This window comes from Kitasatospora sp. NPDC087861 (genome assembly GCF_044742585.1).
Taxonomy (GTDB): Bacteria; Actinomycetota; Actinomycetes; order Streptomycetales; family Streptomycetaceae; genus Kitasatospora.
The window spans coordinates 72,043-86,493 of sequence record NZ_JBIUUS010000010.1; the positions used below are offsets into that span (position 1 = coordinate 72,043).

Annotated in this window: 15 protein-coding genes; 9 read left to right on the forward strand and 6 right to left on the reverse strand. The window is 74.5% G+C overall.

All coding sequences use genetic code 11. From position 1 onward, the window contains the following. Window positions 1-49: 49 nt before the first annotated feature. On the reverse strand, window positions 50-490 hold the full coding sequence (locus ACIOJE_RS16420) for an SsgA family sporulation/cell division regulator (RefSeq protein ID WP_280680100.1): 441 nt from the start codon (window positions 488-490) through the stop codon (window positions 50-52). A gap of 309 nt (window positions 491-799) precedes the next feature. Between ACIOJE_RS16420 and ACIOJE_RS16425 the strand changes: the two genes are divergently transcribed. The 3 genes from ACIOJE_RS16425 to ACIOJE_RS16435 all read left to right on the forward strand — a co-directional run bounded on the left by ACIOJE_RS16425 (window position 800) and on the right by ACIOJE_RS16435 (window position 4,498). After that, window positions 800-2,623, forward strand: coding sequence for a DEAD/DEAH box helicase (locus ACIOJE_RS16425; protein ID WP_280680192.1), 1,824 nt, complete (start codon window positions 800-802; stop codon window positions 2,621-2,623). Window positions 2,624-3,013: 390 nt separating this feature from the next. Beyond that, window positions 3,014-3,664: an IclR family transcriptional regulator gene (locus tag ACIOJE_RS16430; RefSeq protein ID WP_280680098.1), complete on the forward strand. Its 651-nt coding sequence runs from the start codon at window positions 3,014-3,016 to the stop codon at window positions 3,662-3,664. Window positions 3,665-3,691: 27 nt separating this feature from the next. Beyond that, complete coding sequence (locus tag ACIOJE_RS16435; protein WP_400776829.1) at window positions 3,692-4,498, forward strand: hypothetical protein; 807 nt, start codon at window positions 3,692-3,694, stop codon at window positions 4,496-4,498. 16 nt (window positions 4,499-4,514) lie between these two features. Here ACIOJE_RS16435 and ACIOJE_RS16440 read toward each other — a convergent pair whose 3' ends face one another. Both ACIOJE_RS16440 and ACIOJE_RS16445 read right to left on the reverse strand, forming a co-directional pair. Next, entirely contained in the window at window positions 4,515-4,736 is a 222-nt protein-coding gene (locus ACIOJE_RS16440; protein ID WP_400776830.1) for a hypothetical protein, read from the reverse strand. A gap of 232 nt (window positions 4,737-4,968) precedes the next feature. Continuing rightward, window positions 4,969-5,529, reverse strand: a complete 561-nt coding sequence (locus tag ACIOJE_RS16445) for an Lrp/AsnC family transcriptional regulator (RefSeq protein WP_400776833.1) — start codon at window positions 5,527-5,529, stop codon at window positions 4,969-4,971. Window positions 5,530-5,733: 204 nt separating this feature from the next. On the opposite strand from ACIOJE_RS16445, the gene ACIOJE_RS16450 reads away from it, so the two are divergent. Beyond that, a complete protein-coding gene (locus ACIOJE_RS16450; protein ID WP_280680093.1) occupies window positions 5,734-6,264 on the forward strand; it encodes a VOC family protein in 531 nt (176 codons plus the stop codon). Between the two features lie 7 nt (window positions 6,265-6,271). Here the strand turns inward: ACIOJE_RS16450 and ACIOJE_RS16455 are convergent, their stop codons facing one another. Then, the gene (locus tag ACIOJE_RS16455) at window positions 6,272-6,823 is read right to left on the reverse strand and encodes a hypothetical protein (RefSeq protein WP_280680091.1); all 552 of its coding nucleotides are present in this window, start codon (window positions 6,821-6,823) and stop codon (window positions 6,272-6,274) included. A gap of 133 nt (window positions 6,824-6,956) precedes the next feature. Between ACIOJE_RS16455 and ACIOJE_RS16460 the strand changes: the two genes are divergently transcribed. The 3 genes from ACIOJE_RS16460 (at window position 6,957) to ACIOJE_RS16470 (ending at window position 10,743) form a co-directional block, all read left to right on the forward strand. Next, entirely contained in the window at window positions 6,957-7,661 is a 705-nt protein-coding gene (locus tag ACIOJE_RS16460; protein WP_400776836.1) for a response regulator transcription factor, read from the forward strand. Next, window positions 7,658-9,115: a HAMP domain-containing sensor histidine kinase gene (locus tag ACIOJE_RS16465; RefSeq protein ID WP_280680087.1), complete on the forward strand. Its 1,458-nt coding sequence runs from the start codon at window positions 7,658-7,660 to the stop codon at window positions 9,113-9,115. Before ACIOJE_RS16460 ends, ACIOJE_RS16465 begins: the two co-directional genes overlap by 4 nt. Before the next feature lie 227 nt (window positions 9,116-9,342). Then, entirely contained in the window at window positions 9,343-10,743 is a 1,401-nt protein-coding gene (locus ACIOJE_RS16470) for a glycosyltransferase 87 family protein (RefSeq protein WP_280680085.1), read from the forward strand. A gap of 149 nt (window positions 10,744-10,892) precedes the next feature. On the opposite strand, the gene ACIOJE_RS16475 is transcribed toward ACIOJE_RS16470, so the two are convergent. Next, a complete protein-coding gene (locus ACIOJE_RS16475) occupies window positions 10,893-11,309 on the reverse strand; it encodes an SsgA family sporulation/cell division regulator (protein WP_400776840.1) in 417 nt (138 codons plus the stop codon). A gap of 380 nt (window positions 11,310-11,689) precedes the next feature. Between ACIOJE_RS16475 and ACIOJE_RS16480 the strand changes: the two genes are divergently transcribed. Beyond that, window positions 11,690-13,189: an RDD family protein gene (locus tag ACIOJE_RS16480; protein ID WP_400776843.1), complete on the forward strand. Its 1,500-nt coding sequence runs from the start codon at window positions 11,690-11,692 to the stop codon at window positions 13,187-13,189. A 134-nt stretch (window positions 13,190-13,323) separates the two neighbouring features. Continuing rightward, on the forward strand, window positions 13,324-14,067 hold the full coding sequence (locus ACIOJE_RS16485; RefSeq protein WP_400776846.1) for an RDD family protein: 744 nt from the start codon (window positions 13,324-13,326) through the stop codon (window positions 14,065-14,067). A 34-nt stretch (window positions 14,068-14,101) separates the two neighbouring features. On the opposite strand, the gene ACIOJE_RS16490 is transcribed toward ACIOJE_RS16485, so the two are convergent. After that, complete coding sequence (locus tag ACIOJE_RS16490) at window positions 14,102-14,338, reverse strand: hypothetical protein (protein WP_400776848.1); 237 nt, start codon at window positions 14,336-14,338, stop codon at window positions 14,102-14,104. Window positions 14,339-14,451 lie beyond the last annotated feature (113 nt).

Genomic DNA, 14,451 nt, shown 5'->3' on the forward strand with positions numbered 1-14,451 from the left:
AAGCGCGGGGGCGCCTCCGGACGCCGGCCGCCGCGCGCCGGTCCGCCGCTCAGCCGAGCAGCTCGGCGAGCGCGCGGTCGGCGTCCAGGTACAGGTGCTCCTCGCCCTCGGGGACGAGCAGCCGGCTGCGCCACAGGAAGCGCCGCAGGTCGGTGGTGTCGAACTGGAGCAGCGCGGTGCCCTCCGGCGCCCGCAGCTCGACCATGGTGCGCCGGCCGAGCGCGGGCCGGATGTGGACGTCGCCGACACCGGCCGGCAGTTCCAGGCCGGCCGAGAGCAGCTGGCGGGCGAAGATCCAGACGATGTCGTCGGCGGCCTCCCCGCCCGGGCCGCCGTCCGCCGGCCCGTCCAGGGAGAACTCGGCGGGGAAGGCCATCCGGACGGCGAGCGGGTCCTCCGGCCGGTAGGTCAGGACGACCCGCAGCCGGACGGAGCGGTGGGGGGAGAGGATCAGGCGGGCCTGGACGGTCTCTTCGGTGGGGGTGTGCACGGCGAGTCCCTTCGGGTCGGTGTGAGGCCGGTCGGCAGGGGGGAGGGTCGGGACGGCCTCACCCTGGTGAGAGTCCTGGGACCGGCCGTGATTACCCGGTTTCGGATCCGATCGGATGTGATCCGCGTCACGTCGGTTTCCGGCCGCCCGGGCCCGGCGCGGAGCCTCGCCTGGCCGCCCCGGCGGCGCCGGGCCGGTACGCTGGGCGGGTTGTCCGATCGCCGCCCGACCGCGGGACGGGGCTGAAAAACCGCCTCTGACCTGCGATGATCCCCCTCGGAGACCGTGAGTACTGCCGCCGCCTCCTCGATGCCCCTGTTCTCCGACGTGCCGGAGCCGCAGGGCCCCGCCCGGGGCTCCGGGCCCGCCGCCTCGCACCACCTCTCGCCGGCCTTCCCCGGCCGCGCCCCCTGGGGCACCGCGGGCAAGCTGCGGGCCTGGCAGCAGGGCGCGCTGGACAAGTACATCGAGACGCAGCCGCGCGACTTCCTCGCGGTCGCCACCCCGGGCGCCGGTAAGACCACCTTCGCGCTCACCCTGGCCTCGTACCTGCTGCACAACCACCTGGTGCAGCAGGTGACCGTCGTCGCGCCGACCGAGCACCTGAAGAAGCAGTGGGCCGAGGCCGCCGCGCGGATAGGCATCAGGCTCGACCCGGCGTACTCCTCCGGCCCGCTCTCCCGGGACTACCACGGCATCGTGGTCACCTACGCGGGCATCGGGGTCAACCCGATGCTGCACCGCAACCGGACCGAGGCGCGCAAGACCCTCGTGATCATGGACGAGATCCACCACGCCGGCGACTCCAAGTCCTGGGGCGAGGCCTGCTTCGAGGCCTTCGAGCCGGCCACCCGCCGGCTGTCGCTGACCGGGACGCCGTTCCGCTCCGACACCAACCCGATCCCGTTCGTCCAGTACGAGGCCGGCGGCGACGGCATCCGCAAGTCCGTCGCCGACTACACCTACGGCTACGGGCACGCGCTCGCCGACCACGTCGTCCGCCCGGTGATCTTCCTCAGCTACAGCGGCAACATGCGCTGGCGCACCAAGTCCGGCGACGAGTTGGAGGCCCGGCTCGGCGAGCCGATGACCAAGGACCTGATCGCCCAGGCCTGGCGCACCGCGCTGGCCCCGCAGGGCGAGTGGATCCCCGCCGTGCTGCAGGCCGCCGACCGGCGGCTGTCCGAGGTCCGCAAGGCGATCCCGGACGCCGGCGGGCTGGTCATCGCCACCGACCAGAACACCGCGCGCGCCTACGCCAAGATGCTGCGCGAGATCACCGGCGAGAAGGCCACCGTGGTGCTCTCCGACGAGACCGAGGCCTCCAAGCGGATCTCCGACTACGCGGCCGGGGACTCGCGCTGGATGGTCGCGGTCCGGATGGTGTCCGAGGGCGTCGACGTGCCGCGGCTGTGCGTCGGGGTGTATGCGACCTCGATCTCCACCCCGCTGTTCTTCGCCCAGGCCGTCGGCCGCTTCGTGCGCGCCCGCAAGCGCGGCGAGACCGCCTCGGTGTTCCTGCCGACCATCCCGATGCTGCTCGGCTTCGCCAACGAGATGGAGCTCCAGCGCGACCACGTGCTGGACCGGCCGAAGAAGGAGGGCGAGGGTCTCTTCGACGAGGAGGACCGGCTGCTCGCCGAGGCCGAGCGGGCCAACGACGGGCCGGACGGCGCGGGCGGCGAGGAGTTCTCCTACGAGGCGATCGGCTCCGACGCGGTCTTCGACCGGGTGCTGTACAACGCCATGGAGTTCGGCATGCAGGCCCACCCGGGGAGCGAGGAGGAGGACGACTACCTCGGCATCCCCGGCCTGCTGGAGCCGGACCAGGTGCAGATGCTGCTGCAGAAGCGCCAGCACCGGCAGATCCAGCGCAGCAAGGGCAAGCCCGCCGAGGAGGCCGACCTGCTGGAGCTGCCGGCCGAGCAGCGGCCGGTCGTCACCCACCAGGAGCTGCGGGAGCTGCGCAAGGAGCTGAACGCGCTGGTGGCCGCCTGGCACCACCGCACCAACCAGCCGCACGGCACCATCCACAACGAGCTGCGCCGCCAGTGCGGCGGCCCGCTGACCGCGCAGGCCACCGCCAACCAGCTGAAGGCGCGGATCGCCAAGATCCGCGAGTGGGCGAAGTAGCCACCGGAACGGTACGGCGGGCGGCCGCGAGTCGGTCCGCCCGCCCCGGCGTTCGCCCGGGCCGTCCGCCCCGGTGTGTCCGGACTTCGGACCGGGGGCGGAACCACGTCCTGACGGGCCCGGCGAAATGGGTGTTTCTGCCCCGGTTTCGTCGCGCTGTTGGTGTCGATCACGACCGAATTTTGGACAACCACTTCCGTCACGACACTTCCTTCACTACCTTTCCCCCACGCTCTTCCACCGGGCAATCCCCACGGGACGGGCGCCGCAGGACCGTACGCACGTCAAGGACGACACCGCGCGGTCCGAGCGCGGCCACCCACCTGCGCGCGACACCGAACCCGGACCGGCGCCGCCTGCCCCGCGAGCGCCGCGGAAAGGATGCCCGTCGTGACTGCCGAGACCTCCCAGACCCTGGACCGTGGCGTCCGGGTCCTCAAACTCCTCGCCGACTCCGAGCGCGGGCTCACCGTCACCGAGCTGGCCGCCCGACTGGCCGTCAACCGCACCGTCGTCTACCGGCTGCTGGCCACCCTGGAACAGCACGGCCTGGTCCGCCGGGACATCGGCGGCCGCGCCCGGGTGGGCCTGGGCGTCCTGCGCCTGGCGCACCGGGTGCACCCGCTGCTGCGCGAGGCCGCGCTGCCGGCCCTGCGCAGCCTGGCCGAGGACCTCGGCGCCACCGCCCACCTGACCCTGGTGGACGGCAACGAGGCGCTGGCCGTCGCCGTGGTCGAGCCGAGCTGGACCGACTTCCACGTCGCCTACCGCACCGGGCTGCGCCACCCGCTCGGCGAGAGCGCCGCCGGCCGGGCGATCCTGGAGGCCCGCACCTTCCCCAGCCAGCGCCGGCCGGAGCAGGGCTTCGTGATCACCCGTGCGGAGGAGCAGTCCGGGGCGAGCGGTGCGGCCGCCGCGCTGATCGGGCTGAGCGGCATCGAGGGCAGCGTCGGCGTGGTGATGCTGAACGGGCTGGTGCCCGAGCGGGTCGGCCCCCGGGTGGTGGAGGCGGCGACCGAGGTGGCCGACGCACTGAGGTAGGCCCCGAGGTGTGTTTGGATTCCCCTTGTGTCCGACACCAAGCTGCCCAAGGCCCTGACCTCCCCGCGGACCCGCGCGCTCACCCTCTGCGGGGTGCTGGTCGCCGCGCTGTTCGGCGTGACCGCCTTCGTCCCGCTGCCGTACACGCTCACCTGGCCGGGTCTGACCGCGGACACCCTCGGCACGTACCAGGACAAGCCGGTCCTCACCATCACCGGGGCGCCGCTGCGCGCCACCGAGGGCGAGCTGCGGATGGTCACCATCTCGGCCACCAACCCGGGGGAGAAGACCGGGTTCTGGCGCGCGCTGCGGGCCTGGTTCGACCAGGACGAGGCGGTGCGCCCGACCGACACGGTCTACCCGCCGGGCAACCCGGCCAAGGCCGAGGAACAGACCGCCCGGCAGATGGTCGAGTCGCAGAACAGCGCCACCGCCGCCGCGCTCGGCTACCTCCACCTCTCTCCGGACCAGGTGAAGGTCAAGGTCGACCTGGGCGACGTGGGCGGCCCGAGCGCCGGTCAGATGCTGGCGCTGGGCATCATCGACAAGCTCGCCGGTGACGGCAAGGGCGGCGACCTCACCGGCGGGCTCAAGATCGCGGGCACCGGCACCATCGACGACCAGGGCGTCATCGGCGCGGTCGGCGGTGTCCCGCTCAAGACGCAGGCGGCCGCCCGGGACGGCGCGACGGTGTTCCTGCTGCCCAGGGACGAGTGCACGGACGCCAAGGTGAACACGCCCGGGACGCTGCGACTGGTGCCGGTCGGCACGCTCGGCGAGGCGGTCTCGGCGCTGGAGGCGCTGAAGAGCGGCGGCAGCGTCCCCGGCTGCTGACCGGACCGGCCGCCGGTCAGAGCCCGAAGGCCACCGAGGCGACGTCGTCGCTCAGCCGGGTCCGCAGCTGGGCGGCGATCCCGGCTAACCGGTGGGCCTGGGCCATCGGCAGCGAGACCGAGACCGCGGCGATGCCGTTGCCCGCGACGATCGGCACCGCCGCCCCGGCCGTGCCGAGCGCGTACTCCTGACACTGGGTGATCGGGGCGGCGCGCTGCGGCCCCTGCCGGGGCAGCATCGGCAGGTGCGCGGGCTCCCGCAGGGTGTACGGGGTGAACGCCCATCGGGTAGCGGGCCAGGTGCGCCCGGCGCTCCTCGGCGGACATCAGGGCCAGCAGGGTCTTGCCGGCCGAGTGGGCGTGCGCGCCGATCCGGAACCGGTCCGGGTCGATCAGCGGCGCGCCGGGGGCGGGCGCCGCGTCGACCAGTTCGACCTCGCCCTGCCGGTACCAGGCGAAGCAGACGGCGGCCTACTCGGCCGCGGCCTGGTCCACCAGCGGCAGGATGCGGTACGGCACCGGGTTCTCCAGCGCGATGGCGGTGGACGAGCGGACGATCCCGTCGAAGCCCACCACCCGGTCGATCACCCGCTGGAGGTCGGCGTTGGAGCGGGCCACGATCCGCACCATCATGTCCCCGGCCCCGGTGATGGTGTGCAGCTCCAGCACCTCCGGCACGCTCGCCAGGTGCGCCCGCACGTCCGCGCCCTGGCCCTGGGAGATCTCCAGGGTGGCGAAGGCCGTCACCGGGTAGCCGAGCGCCGCCGGGTCGACCTCCGGGCCGAAGCCGCCGATCACCCTCTTGGCCTGTAGCCGGTCCAGCCGGGCCTGCACGGTGCCCCGGGCGACCTGCAGCCGGCGCGAGCACTCCAGCACCCCGATCCGGGGCTCCTCGGCCAGCAGCCGGATCAGCCGGCCGTCCAGCGCGTCGATCGTGTCGTTCCCGCCGACCGGCCCGGCGCCTGCCGAAGCACCCTGCGGGGCGGGGGAGTTGGGCGAGCCGGGGGAGCTCGGGGAGTGGGCGGTGGGCATCGCGGCTCCGTCCTCCGGTGGGCATTCTGTACAGCGGCGCCGCTGATTCTCCCGCCCCGGCGCACAGCTTGACCAGGAGGAAACGGAACAGTTGCGCGCCGGTCGGCTCGGCGCCACCCTCCAGCCACAACCCCGTGCACCGGGCCCCACCCCGGCGCGTGGTCGCACCCACCGTGGTCCCGTACGTCTACCGGGAGGGCCGTCATGACCGACACCGCCGCCGAACCCGTCCTGCTCGCCGCGGGACTCGGAGAGCCCCACCCCCTTCCGACGGGCCGCACCGACGCGGTGGTCTTCGCGGTCGGCGACTCCGAGCGGGCCGCCCGCCGCTACGCCGCCGCGCTCGGGCTGCGCTGCAGCGCGTACGCCGGGCCGGAGACCGGGGAGCCGGAGACGGTCTCGTACGTGCTCGACGCGCCCGGGACCCGGATCGTGCTCACCTCGCTGGTCCAGGTGATCGGCCCGCGCGGCCGGGAGCTGGCCGGGTACCTGGCCCGGCACGGGGACGGGGTGCTGGACCTCGCGGTGAGCGTGCCGGACGTCTACTACGCCTACGACTACGCGGTGGACCGGGGTGCGCTGTCGCTGGCCGAGCCGTACGAGGCGCGGGACCGCTTCGGCACGGTGGTGCTCGCGACGATCGGGGTGCCCGGCGGGACCAGGCACACGCTGGTCGACCGGTCCGGCTACGCCGGGCCGTACCTGCCGGGGTACCTGCCGTTCGAGGCCTGGTGAGGCGGTTTCAGCGGATGGCCGTCTCGACCACGGGCGGGTGGCCGTTCCAGTAGACGAAGACCGAATTGGCCTGCTCGCCCCTGGTGAAGTCCACCCGCATCCACTGGTCGCCGTTCCACACCTGCATCTGCCAGCCCGGGTCCGGGGTGGCGGAGACCAGCGAGGCCTTGTCGGGGCGGATGTCCAGGGCGACCTTGCCGCCCGGCACCGGGTAGCTCTTCACGGAGGACGTCGCGGTGGCGGTGGGCGTGGGGCGGCGGGTGGGCTGCGGGGCGGTGGCTGCGGTGGGGGCGGCCGGCCCGCGCGTCGTCGTCGTGGTGGCGGCGGCCGGGGAGGCCGGTGGGGAGGGGGCCGCGGTCTGGGTGGCCGGTCGGCCCTGGTCCGGGGTGGCGGTCGCGGTGTGCGGCGTGCCGTCGACCCTCGGGGAGGGCAGCGGCAGCGCCGTGGGCTGCTCGAACGCGGCGCCGGTCAGCACCGCGTGCACGCCGAGCCAGGACAGCGCCACCGCCGCCCCGGTGGCCGCCGCCCAGGCGCCGAGCTGTACCAGTCCGTTCCGCATCGTCCGCTCATCCTGCCGTATCCCGGGTCGGTGCAGACGGACAGCCCCGTTATCAGTCACGGCAGTTGCACAAGGTCCGGAGGCCACCCCGAGGTACAGACCACTGCCCGCCGATGGCGTACCGTGCAGGGCCATGGCAACAGTGCTCGTGGTCGAGGACGACCCCTTCGTACGCTCCGCCCTCATCCGGCACCTGACCGACACCGGTCATGCGGTCCGCAGTGTGGGCACGGCACTTGAGGCGCTGCGGGAGGTTGCCCAGGTCGGCTGTGACCTGGTGATCCTGGACCTGGGCCTGCCGGACCTGGACGGCAGCGAGGCGCTCAAGATGATCCGGGGCCTGACCAATGTGCCGGTGATCATCTCGACCGCGCGGGACGACGAGGCCGAGATCGTCCGGCTGCTCAACGACGGCGCCGACGACTATCTGGTGAAACCTTTCTCCGGGGAGCACCTGAGCGCCCGGATGGCCGCCGTGCTGCGCCGGCTCGGCGGCGGCGCCGCCCCCGTCGCCCAGGTGCTGCGGGTCGGCGGGCTCGCCATCGACCTCCAGCGGCGCGAGGCGGCGCTGGACGGGCGGCCGCTCGACCTGACCCGGCGCGAGTTCGACCTGCTGGCCTTCCTGGCCGGGCGCCCCGGCGTGGTGGTGCCGCGCAAGGAGATCCTGGCCGAGGTCTGGCAGCAGACCTACGGCGGCGACCAGACCATCGACGTCCACCTCTCCTGGCTGCGCCGCAAGCTCGGCGAGACCGCCTCCAACCCCCGCTACCTGCACACCGTCCGGGGTGTCGGGGTCCGGCTGGAGGCCGCCGGGGGACCGGTGGAGCACCGGACATGAGGAAGTCCGGGCGTTCGCTGCGCTGGGCCCTGGTCAAGGCCGCCGTGGCCGGGACCACGATGGTCGCGCTGGCCTTCCTCATCCCGCTCGGCCTGATGGTCCAGCAGACCGCGAGGGACCGCGCGTTCACCGCCGCCGAGCGGCAGGCCGCAGCGCTCGGCCCGGCCCTCGCCATCACCACCGACCAGGACGCCATCAACCGCGCCCTGGCCAGCACCGACGCCGGCGGGCAGGGCCGGATGGCGGTCCACCTGCCGGCGGCCCAGGCCGTACCGCCCGCCTCGGCGGACCAGGCCGTACTGCCGGGGGTGGACGGCCCCGGCGGGCCCACCCTCGGCGAGGCCCGCGCCGCCGCCGGCGACGTGTCCACCGCCGGCGGGCAGGGCCGTTCCTTCACCGTCGAGGTGCCGGGCGGGTACGCGCTGCTCCAGCCGGTCGCGGTGGACACCGGGCGGACCGCCGTGGTCGAGGTGTTCGTCGCCGACGGCGACCTGACCCGGGGCGTCTCCACCGCCTGGCTGGTGCTCTCCGCGGTCGCGCTCGGCCTGGTCGCCATCTCGGTGCTGGTCGCCGACCGGATGGGCAGCCGGATCGTGGCCTCCGCCCGCCGGCTCGCCGCCGCCGCCCGTTCGCTCGGCGCCGGCAACCTCGCGGTACGCGTCCCGGCGGACGGCAAGCAGGCCGCCGGCAGCCCCGAGGAACTGCGCGAGGCCGCCCACGCGTTCAACACCATGGCCGACCGGGTGGTCCAACTCCTCGCCGCCGAAAGGGAACTGGCCGCCGATCTGTCGCACCGGCTGCGCACCCCGCTGACCGTGCTGCGGCTCAACGCCGCCTCGCTCGGCGAGGGCGACGCCGCCGACGCCACCCGGCACGCGGTCTCCCAACTGGAGCGCGAGGTCGACCAGATCATCCGCTCGGCCCGCCGCGCCCCCGAGGACGCGCCCGCCGTCGCGGTCGGCTGCGACGTCGCCGAGGTGATCCGCGAGCGGGTCGGCTTCTGGTCCGCGCTCGCCGAGGACGAGGGGCGCCGCTGGCAGCTGGCCGGAGCCGACCGGGCGACGCCCGTCCCGATCCAGCGCGCCGACCTGGCCGCCGCCGTCGACGCGCTGCTCGGCAACGTCTTCCGGCACACCGCCGTCGGCACCGCCTTCTCGGTGGACGTGCTCGCCACCGACAGCTCGGTGATCGTGCTGGTCGGCGACGCCGGCCCCGGCTTCAGCGACCCGGCCGCCGCCCTCAAGCGCGGCGAGGGCCACGGCGGCGAGGGCTCCACCGGCCTCGGCCTCGACATCGCCCGCAAGCTCGCCGAGTCCACCGGCGGCGACCTGGCGCTCGGCCGCTCCGCCGTGCTCGGCGGCGCGGAGATCCGGCTCCGGCTGCAGACCCGCCCGGACGGCGCCCCCGCGCGGGCCGGGCGGCGACGCAGCCGGGGCACGCTGTTCCAGAAGTGACGGCCGCCCGGTCGGCTTCGGGCGCTTTCTCGCCCCTTTGCCCTCTCGCCTGCACCGGCTGAGGCCCCGCGCCCCTTCGCGCAGCCCCGGCCGTCCGTGTTCCGCCCGCAACGGAGTACAGCCGGTCGGGGCACATTCGTCACGTTCCGTGACTAATCGTGCCCGGGCCGGGCGGGGCCGCATCCGGTATCGTCGGCGGTTGGTCGAGCGGTGGACGGAGTGGACTGGTGACAGCGGTGCAAGACGAGCGCAGCCCGGTGCGGACCGCACCCGACCCCGCGCCCGCCCCCCTGTCGGACCGGCTGCGGGACGCACTCGGCGCCCCCGTCCGCGCGCTGCGCGAGGCCCCCCGCCGACCGCTGCTGGCCGCCTCGGCCGTGGCGCTCCTGTCCCTGGTCGTGTACGCAGTGGTTCGCCACTTCGTCCACACCTCGATGGTCGACATGATCGTCTACCGGGCCGAGGGCGCCGCCGTCGCCAACGGCGACGACCTGTACGCACTACGCGTCACCGAGTGGAACCTGCCCGCGACCTACCCCCCGTTCGCGGCGATGCTGTTCGTGCCGACCACCTGGTTCCCGGTCCCGTTCCTCCGGGTGGCGATCACTCTCGGCAACCTCGGGTTGCTCGCCCTGTTGACCCACCTGTCCTTCAAGCTGGTCGGCTGGCCGCGCCGCGAACTGCGGCCGATCGGCGTCGTCCTGGTGACCGGCCTCGGCGTCTGGCTCGAACCGGTGTTCACCACGCTCCGGTACGGGCAGATCAACCTCGCGCTCGCCTGCCTGATCCTCTGGGACCTCACCCGTTCGGACGCCCGCCGCAGCAAGGGCATGGCGATCGGCATCGCCGCCGGCCTCAAGCTCACCCCCGGCCTGTTCGCCGTCTACCTGCTGATCACCGGCCGGATCCGGGCCGCCATCGTGGCCGGCCTCACCTTCCTCGGCACCTTCCTGATCGGCGCCGTCGCCCTGCCCGACGCCACCTGGGGCTTCTGGACCAAGTACCTCTACGACTCCTCGCGGGTCGGCAAGACGTACATCGTCGACAACCAGTCGCTGCGCGGCGCCGTCGCCCGCCTGCTGCACGTCGCCGAACCCGGCACCGTCGCCACCCTCGCGGCCGGCCTGGTCGCGCTGGCCGGCCTCGCCGTCGCGGCCTGGGCCGCCCGCAGCGCCCGCTGGCTGCCCCGCGCCGAGGCCTGGGGCGTCTGCTGCGCCGCCGTCACCGCCGTGCTGATCTCCCCGATCAGCTGGACCCACCACTGGGTCTGGTGCGTGCCGGTGCTCGTCCTGCTCGCCGCCGAGGCCTCCGTCGAGCACGCCCGCCCGGCCGCCGTCCGCCGGCTGCGCTGGCGGGCCGCCTTCTGGGCGACGCTGCTCGCGTTCCTCTCCTTCGCGATGTGGGTCACGAAGCCGGTCGGGGTGGCCGTCCTCCACATGTCACCGCTGCGCCAGCTGTCGACCTCGATCTACCCGTGGGTCGGGCTCTGCTTCCTGCTCGCCGCCGCCATCCGGATAAGGGCACGGCGACGCTCCGCCGGCGCACCGCTGGTCCGGCTGCCCGGCCAGCGCGACGGCGGCGGCCCGGACGCCGCCCGCGGCCGTCAGCAGGCCCCCGCGGCCCGCTGAGCCGGCGGGGGCGCCGTTCCTGGTCGTCGGTTCGCCCGTGTGCGCGGGTCTGCCCGTGTTGGTCGGTCCGCCCGCGTGCGCGGCTCTGCCTGTGTGCGTCGGTCCGCCGGTCCGCCCGTGTGCGTACGTGCGCTCGCGTTCGCGCGCGCTCACGCAAGCAGGTCCGCGAGCGAGCCGTCCATGTCCAGCGCGGCCAGCTCGCTGCCCGGCGGGACCAGCCGGTGCGCCCGCTCCAGCCAGGCCGCGACGGCCGGCAGCGGCGCCTCCAGCAGCGCGTCCCCGGCCGGGGAGCTCAGCGCCAGGCAGAGCACGCTGCGCCGGCCCGAGCGGGTCGGCCAGATCCGTACGTCGCCCTGGCCGCACGGCCGGAAGGTGCCCTCGACCAGCAGCTCGCGGGCGAACACCCAGGTCACCGGCGAGCCGGTGTCCAGGTGGAAGGTGATGTGCACCGCGTACGGGTCGTGGCTGCCGTAGGACAGCCGGGCCGGGACGGGGACGCTGTGCTCGGGGGAGAGCACCAGGTTGAGTTCCAGTTCGTGCTCGACCACGCTGGTGGGGAGCTCCATGATCGTCTTCCTCTCTGCCTTCGGTTCCTGCCCGGTTCCGGGCCCGTTGACCTCTTGAGAGGTCGGTCCACACCGGCTCTTACACACGTTTCCGGGATTTCTCCGGGAAGTTCGGTGAGGGGTGGTGAACGGCCGGGGTCGCGGCGTGCGGACATCTGTCGCACGCCGGGGCCGGTCGGCCGTCCTTACCCCGGACGGCCCCCCGCTGTCCGGTGATTCGCCAACTTTCCGTCGGCGCCCTGGTGAGGTACTACCCTTTGTGACTGCCCGGCGACTGTCCGCCTACCGGCGGCGCCCCACGCGTGCCGGGCGGCTCGCGGGCGCGCCGGGCGGGTGTGCCGCGTCGGCCCCGCCAGGACCCGCCAGGAAAGAAGACCCCCATGACGGACCGCCCCTTCGCCGCCGCCGGCGACCCGGCCGTCGGACCCGAGCCGGGCTACTATCCCGATCCCTCCATCCCCGGCTTCGTCCGGTACTGGGGCGGCTCGGCCTGGGTGCCGGGCACCAGTCGGCCCGCGCCCGCCGAGGGTGAGGTGCTGGAGCCGCCCCGGTTCGCGGACCGGCGGCCCGCCCCCGGTACGGCGGCGGCGCGGGCGGTGCCGCCGCCGATGGCGCCGGAGCCGGCCGTTGCGGGACTGGCCGTTGCGGAGCCGTCCTGGGGTGGGGCCGTCGGCGGCGGGGACACCGGGCCCGTGTACCTCGACCAGACCACGGGCGGGGCGAAGTTCGTCCTCGGGTCGCGGGTGGCGGAGGTGATCGGCGGGCCGGTGTTCCGGACGGTCGGGCCGTCCGGGGTGGAGGCGGCGGCGGTCGAGGGGCCGGCGGTCGAGGGGCCGGTGTTCGAGGGGCCGGCGTTCGGTGAGGCGGGGTTCGGCGAACCGGTCTTCGGTGAGCCGGTCGTCGAGGTTTCGGCTACCGGGCTGGAGGAGCCCGGCTGGCAGGCCGATCCGCGGGCGCAGCGGGGGCTGACGGAGACGGGTGATGCGTCGCGCTGGGTCTCCTGGGGAGTGCTTCCGGGGGCGCCCGAGGCCGAGGAGGGGCGCGCGGGCGAGGCGAGTGCTCCGATTGCCGTCCCGGCCGGTGTCCCGGCCGGCGTATCGAGCGTCACGTCGGTGGCCGTGGAGGCGGCCGCCGTCGCTGCGCCGGTCACGGCTGCCGCCCCGACGGCGGTGGCGGTACGGGAGACCCTGGCGTCCGTCACCGGGTCCGTTCCGGTGGTCGTGCGCGAAGTCGAGCGTGCCGTCGAGGCCGAGGCCGAGGTCGAGCCTGAGCCGGTTGCCCCGGCCGCCGCCGTATCCGCCCCGGTGCCGGCCCCGACGCCCGCCGCGTCGCTGCCCGTGCCGCGCCCGGCCCGGGAGGCCGTCGCCCGGCGCCGCTCCGCCCCGGCGGTGCCGGCCGGCCTCGGGCGCCGACTGGCCGCGCGGGCCGTGGACACCGCCGCCCTCCTCGTGGTCGCCGTCGCCGCCGGCATCCCGCTCGGCAACTCCGCGTCCGAGCACCTCCAGCAGAAGCTCGACCAGGCCCGGATGGCCAGCGCCCTCACCCGGCGCCAGGTCCAGGTCTGGCTGGTGGACGACGTGGTGCTCGGCAAGGTCGCGGTCCTGCTCGGCATCCTGCTCTTCGTCAGCCTGCTCTGCGAGGTGCTGCCGACCGCCCGGACCGGCCAGACCTTCGGCAAGCGGCTGGCCCGGATCCGGGTGGTGGACGCCGCCGCCCCTGCCTCCCGGATCAGGCTGGGCCTCGGCCGCTCACTGCTCCGATGGGCCGTCAGGCAACTCGGCCTCGTGCTGCTCGTCGGCCTGGTCTGGCCGGTGTTCGACCGTCCGGTCCGGCGCGGCTGGCAGGACCGGGCGGCCCGCACCCGGGTGGTCCGCGACTGAGGCCGTCGGGCCCGGCGGCCGCCTGACGGCGCGAAGGTCCGGCGAAGGTTTCGGTGAAGGTCCCTTCGAGCCCGGGGCGGCAAAACGGACAGAATCTCCCAAAACGCGAGAATGTGTGATGTTCTACTCGAGGGATGAGCACCCACGACCCCTCGGGCCCCCAGCCGGAGGGGGGCGGCCAGCCCTCCTTCGACAAGCAGTCCCCGCAGCCGGGCGGCGGCACGCCGGAAGGCCGGCCGTCGGACCCGAACCCGTCGCCCGCCCCGCCGCCCACCGGCGGCCCGTCCGATGCCCCGCCCGGCGGCCCCGGTGCGTACGGCGGCACCTACGGCGGACCGACCCACGGTCAGAGCCCCTACGGCCAGCCCGGCTACGGCCAGAACCCCTACGGCCAGCCCCCGCCCGGTTACGGCCCCGCCGGCCACGGAGCCCCCGGCGCCGGCCCCGTTCCCGGCATGCCGCCGATCGGCAGCTGGCCCCGGCGCATCGTCGCCCGGCTGATCGACTACGTCCTCATCCAGGCCGTCGGCGTGATCGTGGTGGCCCCCTTCGCCAACCTCGGCGACCGCTCCGGCTCGGCCGGCGCCTTCTGGCTCGGCTGCGCCATCTACCTCCTCTACGAGGCGCTGATGCTCAGCCGGGACGGCCAGACCCTCGGCAAGAAGGCGATGCACATCCGGGTCGCCATGCTGATCGACGGGAACAAGCCCACCCAGGCCGCCGCCTGGACCCGCGCGGCCGTCTACATCCTCCCGGCCGTGCTCTGCTGCGCCGCCCTCTGGTGGATCATCGACGGGCTGTTCGGCGTCTTCGACAAGCCCTACCGGCAGTGCATCCACGACAAGGCCGCGAAGACCGTGGTGGTTACCACCGACTGACCCGGTCAGGCGGACCGCGACGCCCGGCGGCGGATCAGCGCTGCCGGGCGTACTCGCGCCCGGCGGGCGCCGGGGAGGCCGCCCCCGCCGCCGACCTGCCGGACATGGCGAGCGACAACACCGTCACCAGGGTGCCGAGCGCCAGCGCGAACCCCACCAGCACCGCGACCTCCAGGACGCCCGAGGCGCCCGAGACGGCCAGCAGTGCCACCGTGGCGGCGACGACGGTGAACGAGCCGAGGCAGTACTGGGCAGCGGACGGACGCGGCATGGCGGGGGTCCTTCGCACGTCGGGGGAAACGAGCGGGAATGGTGCCGGTTCCAGGGTCCTACCCGGCAAGGGAGTTCGGTAAGTCGAGGCTAACCCGCCGGACCGGGGGCACA

Excerpts from the sequence above, each read along its gene's own strand:
- ACIOJE_RS16460 (WP_400776836.1), top strand. The coding sequence starts at position 6,957 with ATGGCAACAGTGCTCGTGGTCGAGGACGACCCCTTCGTACGCTCCGCC.
- ACIOJE_RS16490 (WP_400776848.1), bottom strand. The coding sequence starts at position 14,338 with ATGCCGCGTCCGTCCGCTGCCCAGTACTGCCTCGGCTCGTTCACCGTC.
- ACIOJE_RS16445 (WP_400776833.1), bottom strand. The coding sequence starts at position 5,529 with ATGCCCACCGCCCACTCCCCGAGCTCCCCCGGCTCGCCCAACTCCCCC.
- ACIOJE_RS16455 (WP_280680091.1), bottom strand. The coding sequence starts at position 6,823 with ATGCGGAACGGACTGGTACAGCTCGGCGCCTGGGCGGCGGCCACCGGG.
- ACIOJE_RS16480 (WP_400776843.1), top strand. The coding sequence starts at position 11,690 with ATGACGGACCGCCCCTTCGCCGCCGCCGGCGACCCGGCCGTCGGACCC.
- ACIOJE_RS16450 (WP_280680093.1), top strand. The coding sequence starts at position 5,734 with ATGACCGACACCGCCGCCGAACCCGTCCTGCTCGCCGCGGGACTCGGA.
- ACIOJE_RS16485 (WP_400776846.1), top strand. The coding sequence starts at position 13,324 with ATGAGCACCCACGACCCCTCGGGCCCCCAGCCGGAGGGGGGCGGCCAG.
- ACIOJE_RS16475 (WP_400776840.1), bottom strand. The coding sequence starts at position 11,309 with ATGGAGCTCCCCACCAGCGTGGTCGAGCACGAACTGGAACTCAACCTG.
- ACIOJE_RS16440 (WP_400776830.1), bottom strand. The coding sequence starts at position 4,736 with ATGCTGCCCCGGCAGGGGCCGCAGCGCGCCGCCCCGATCACCCAGTGT.
- ACIOJE_RS16425 (WP_280680192.1), top strand. The coding sequence starts at position 800 with ATGCCCCTGTTCTCCGACGTGCCGGAGCCGCAGGGCCCCGCCCGGGGC.
- ACIOJE_RS16465 (WP_280680087.1), top strand. The coding sequence starts at position 7,658 with ATGAGGAAGTCCGGGCGTTCGCTGCGCTGGGCCCTGGTCAAGGCCGCC.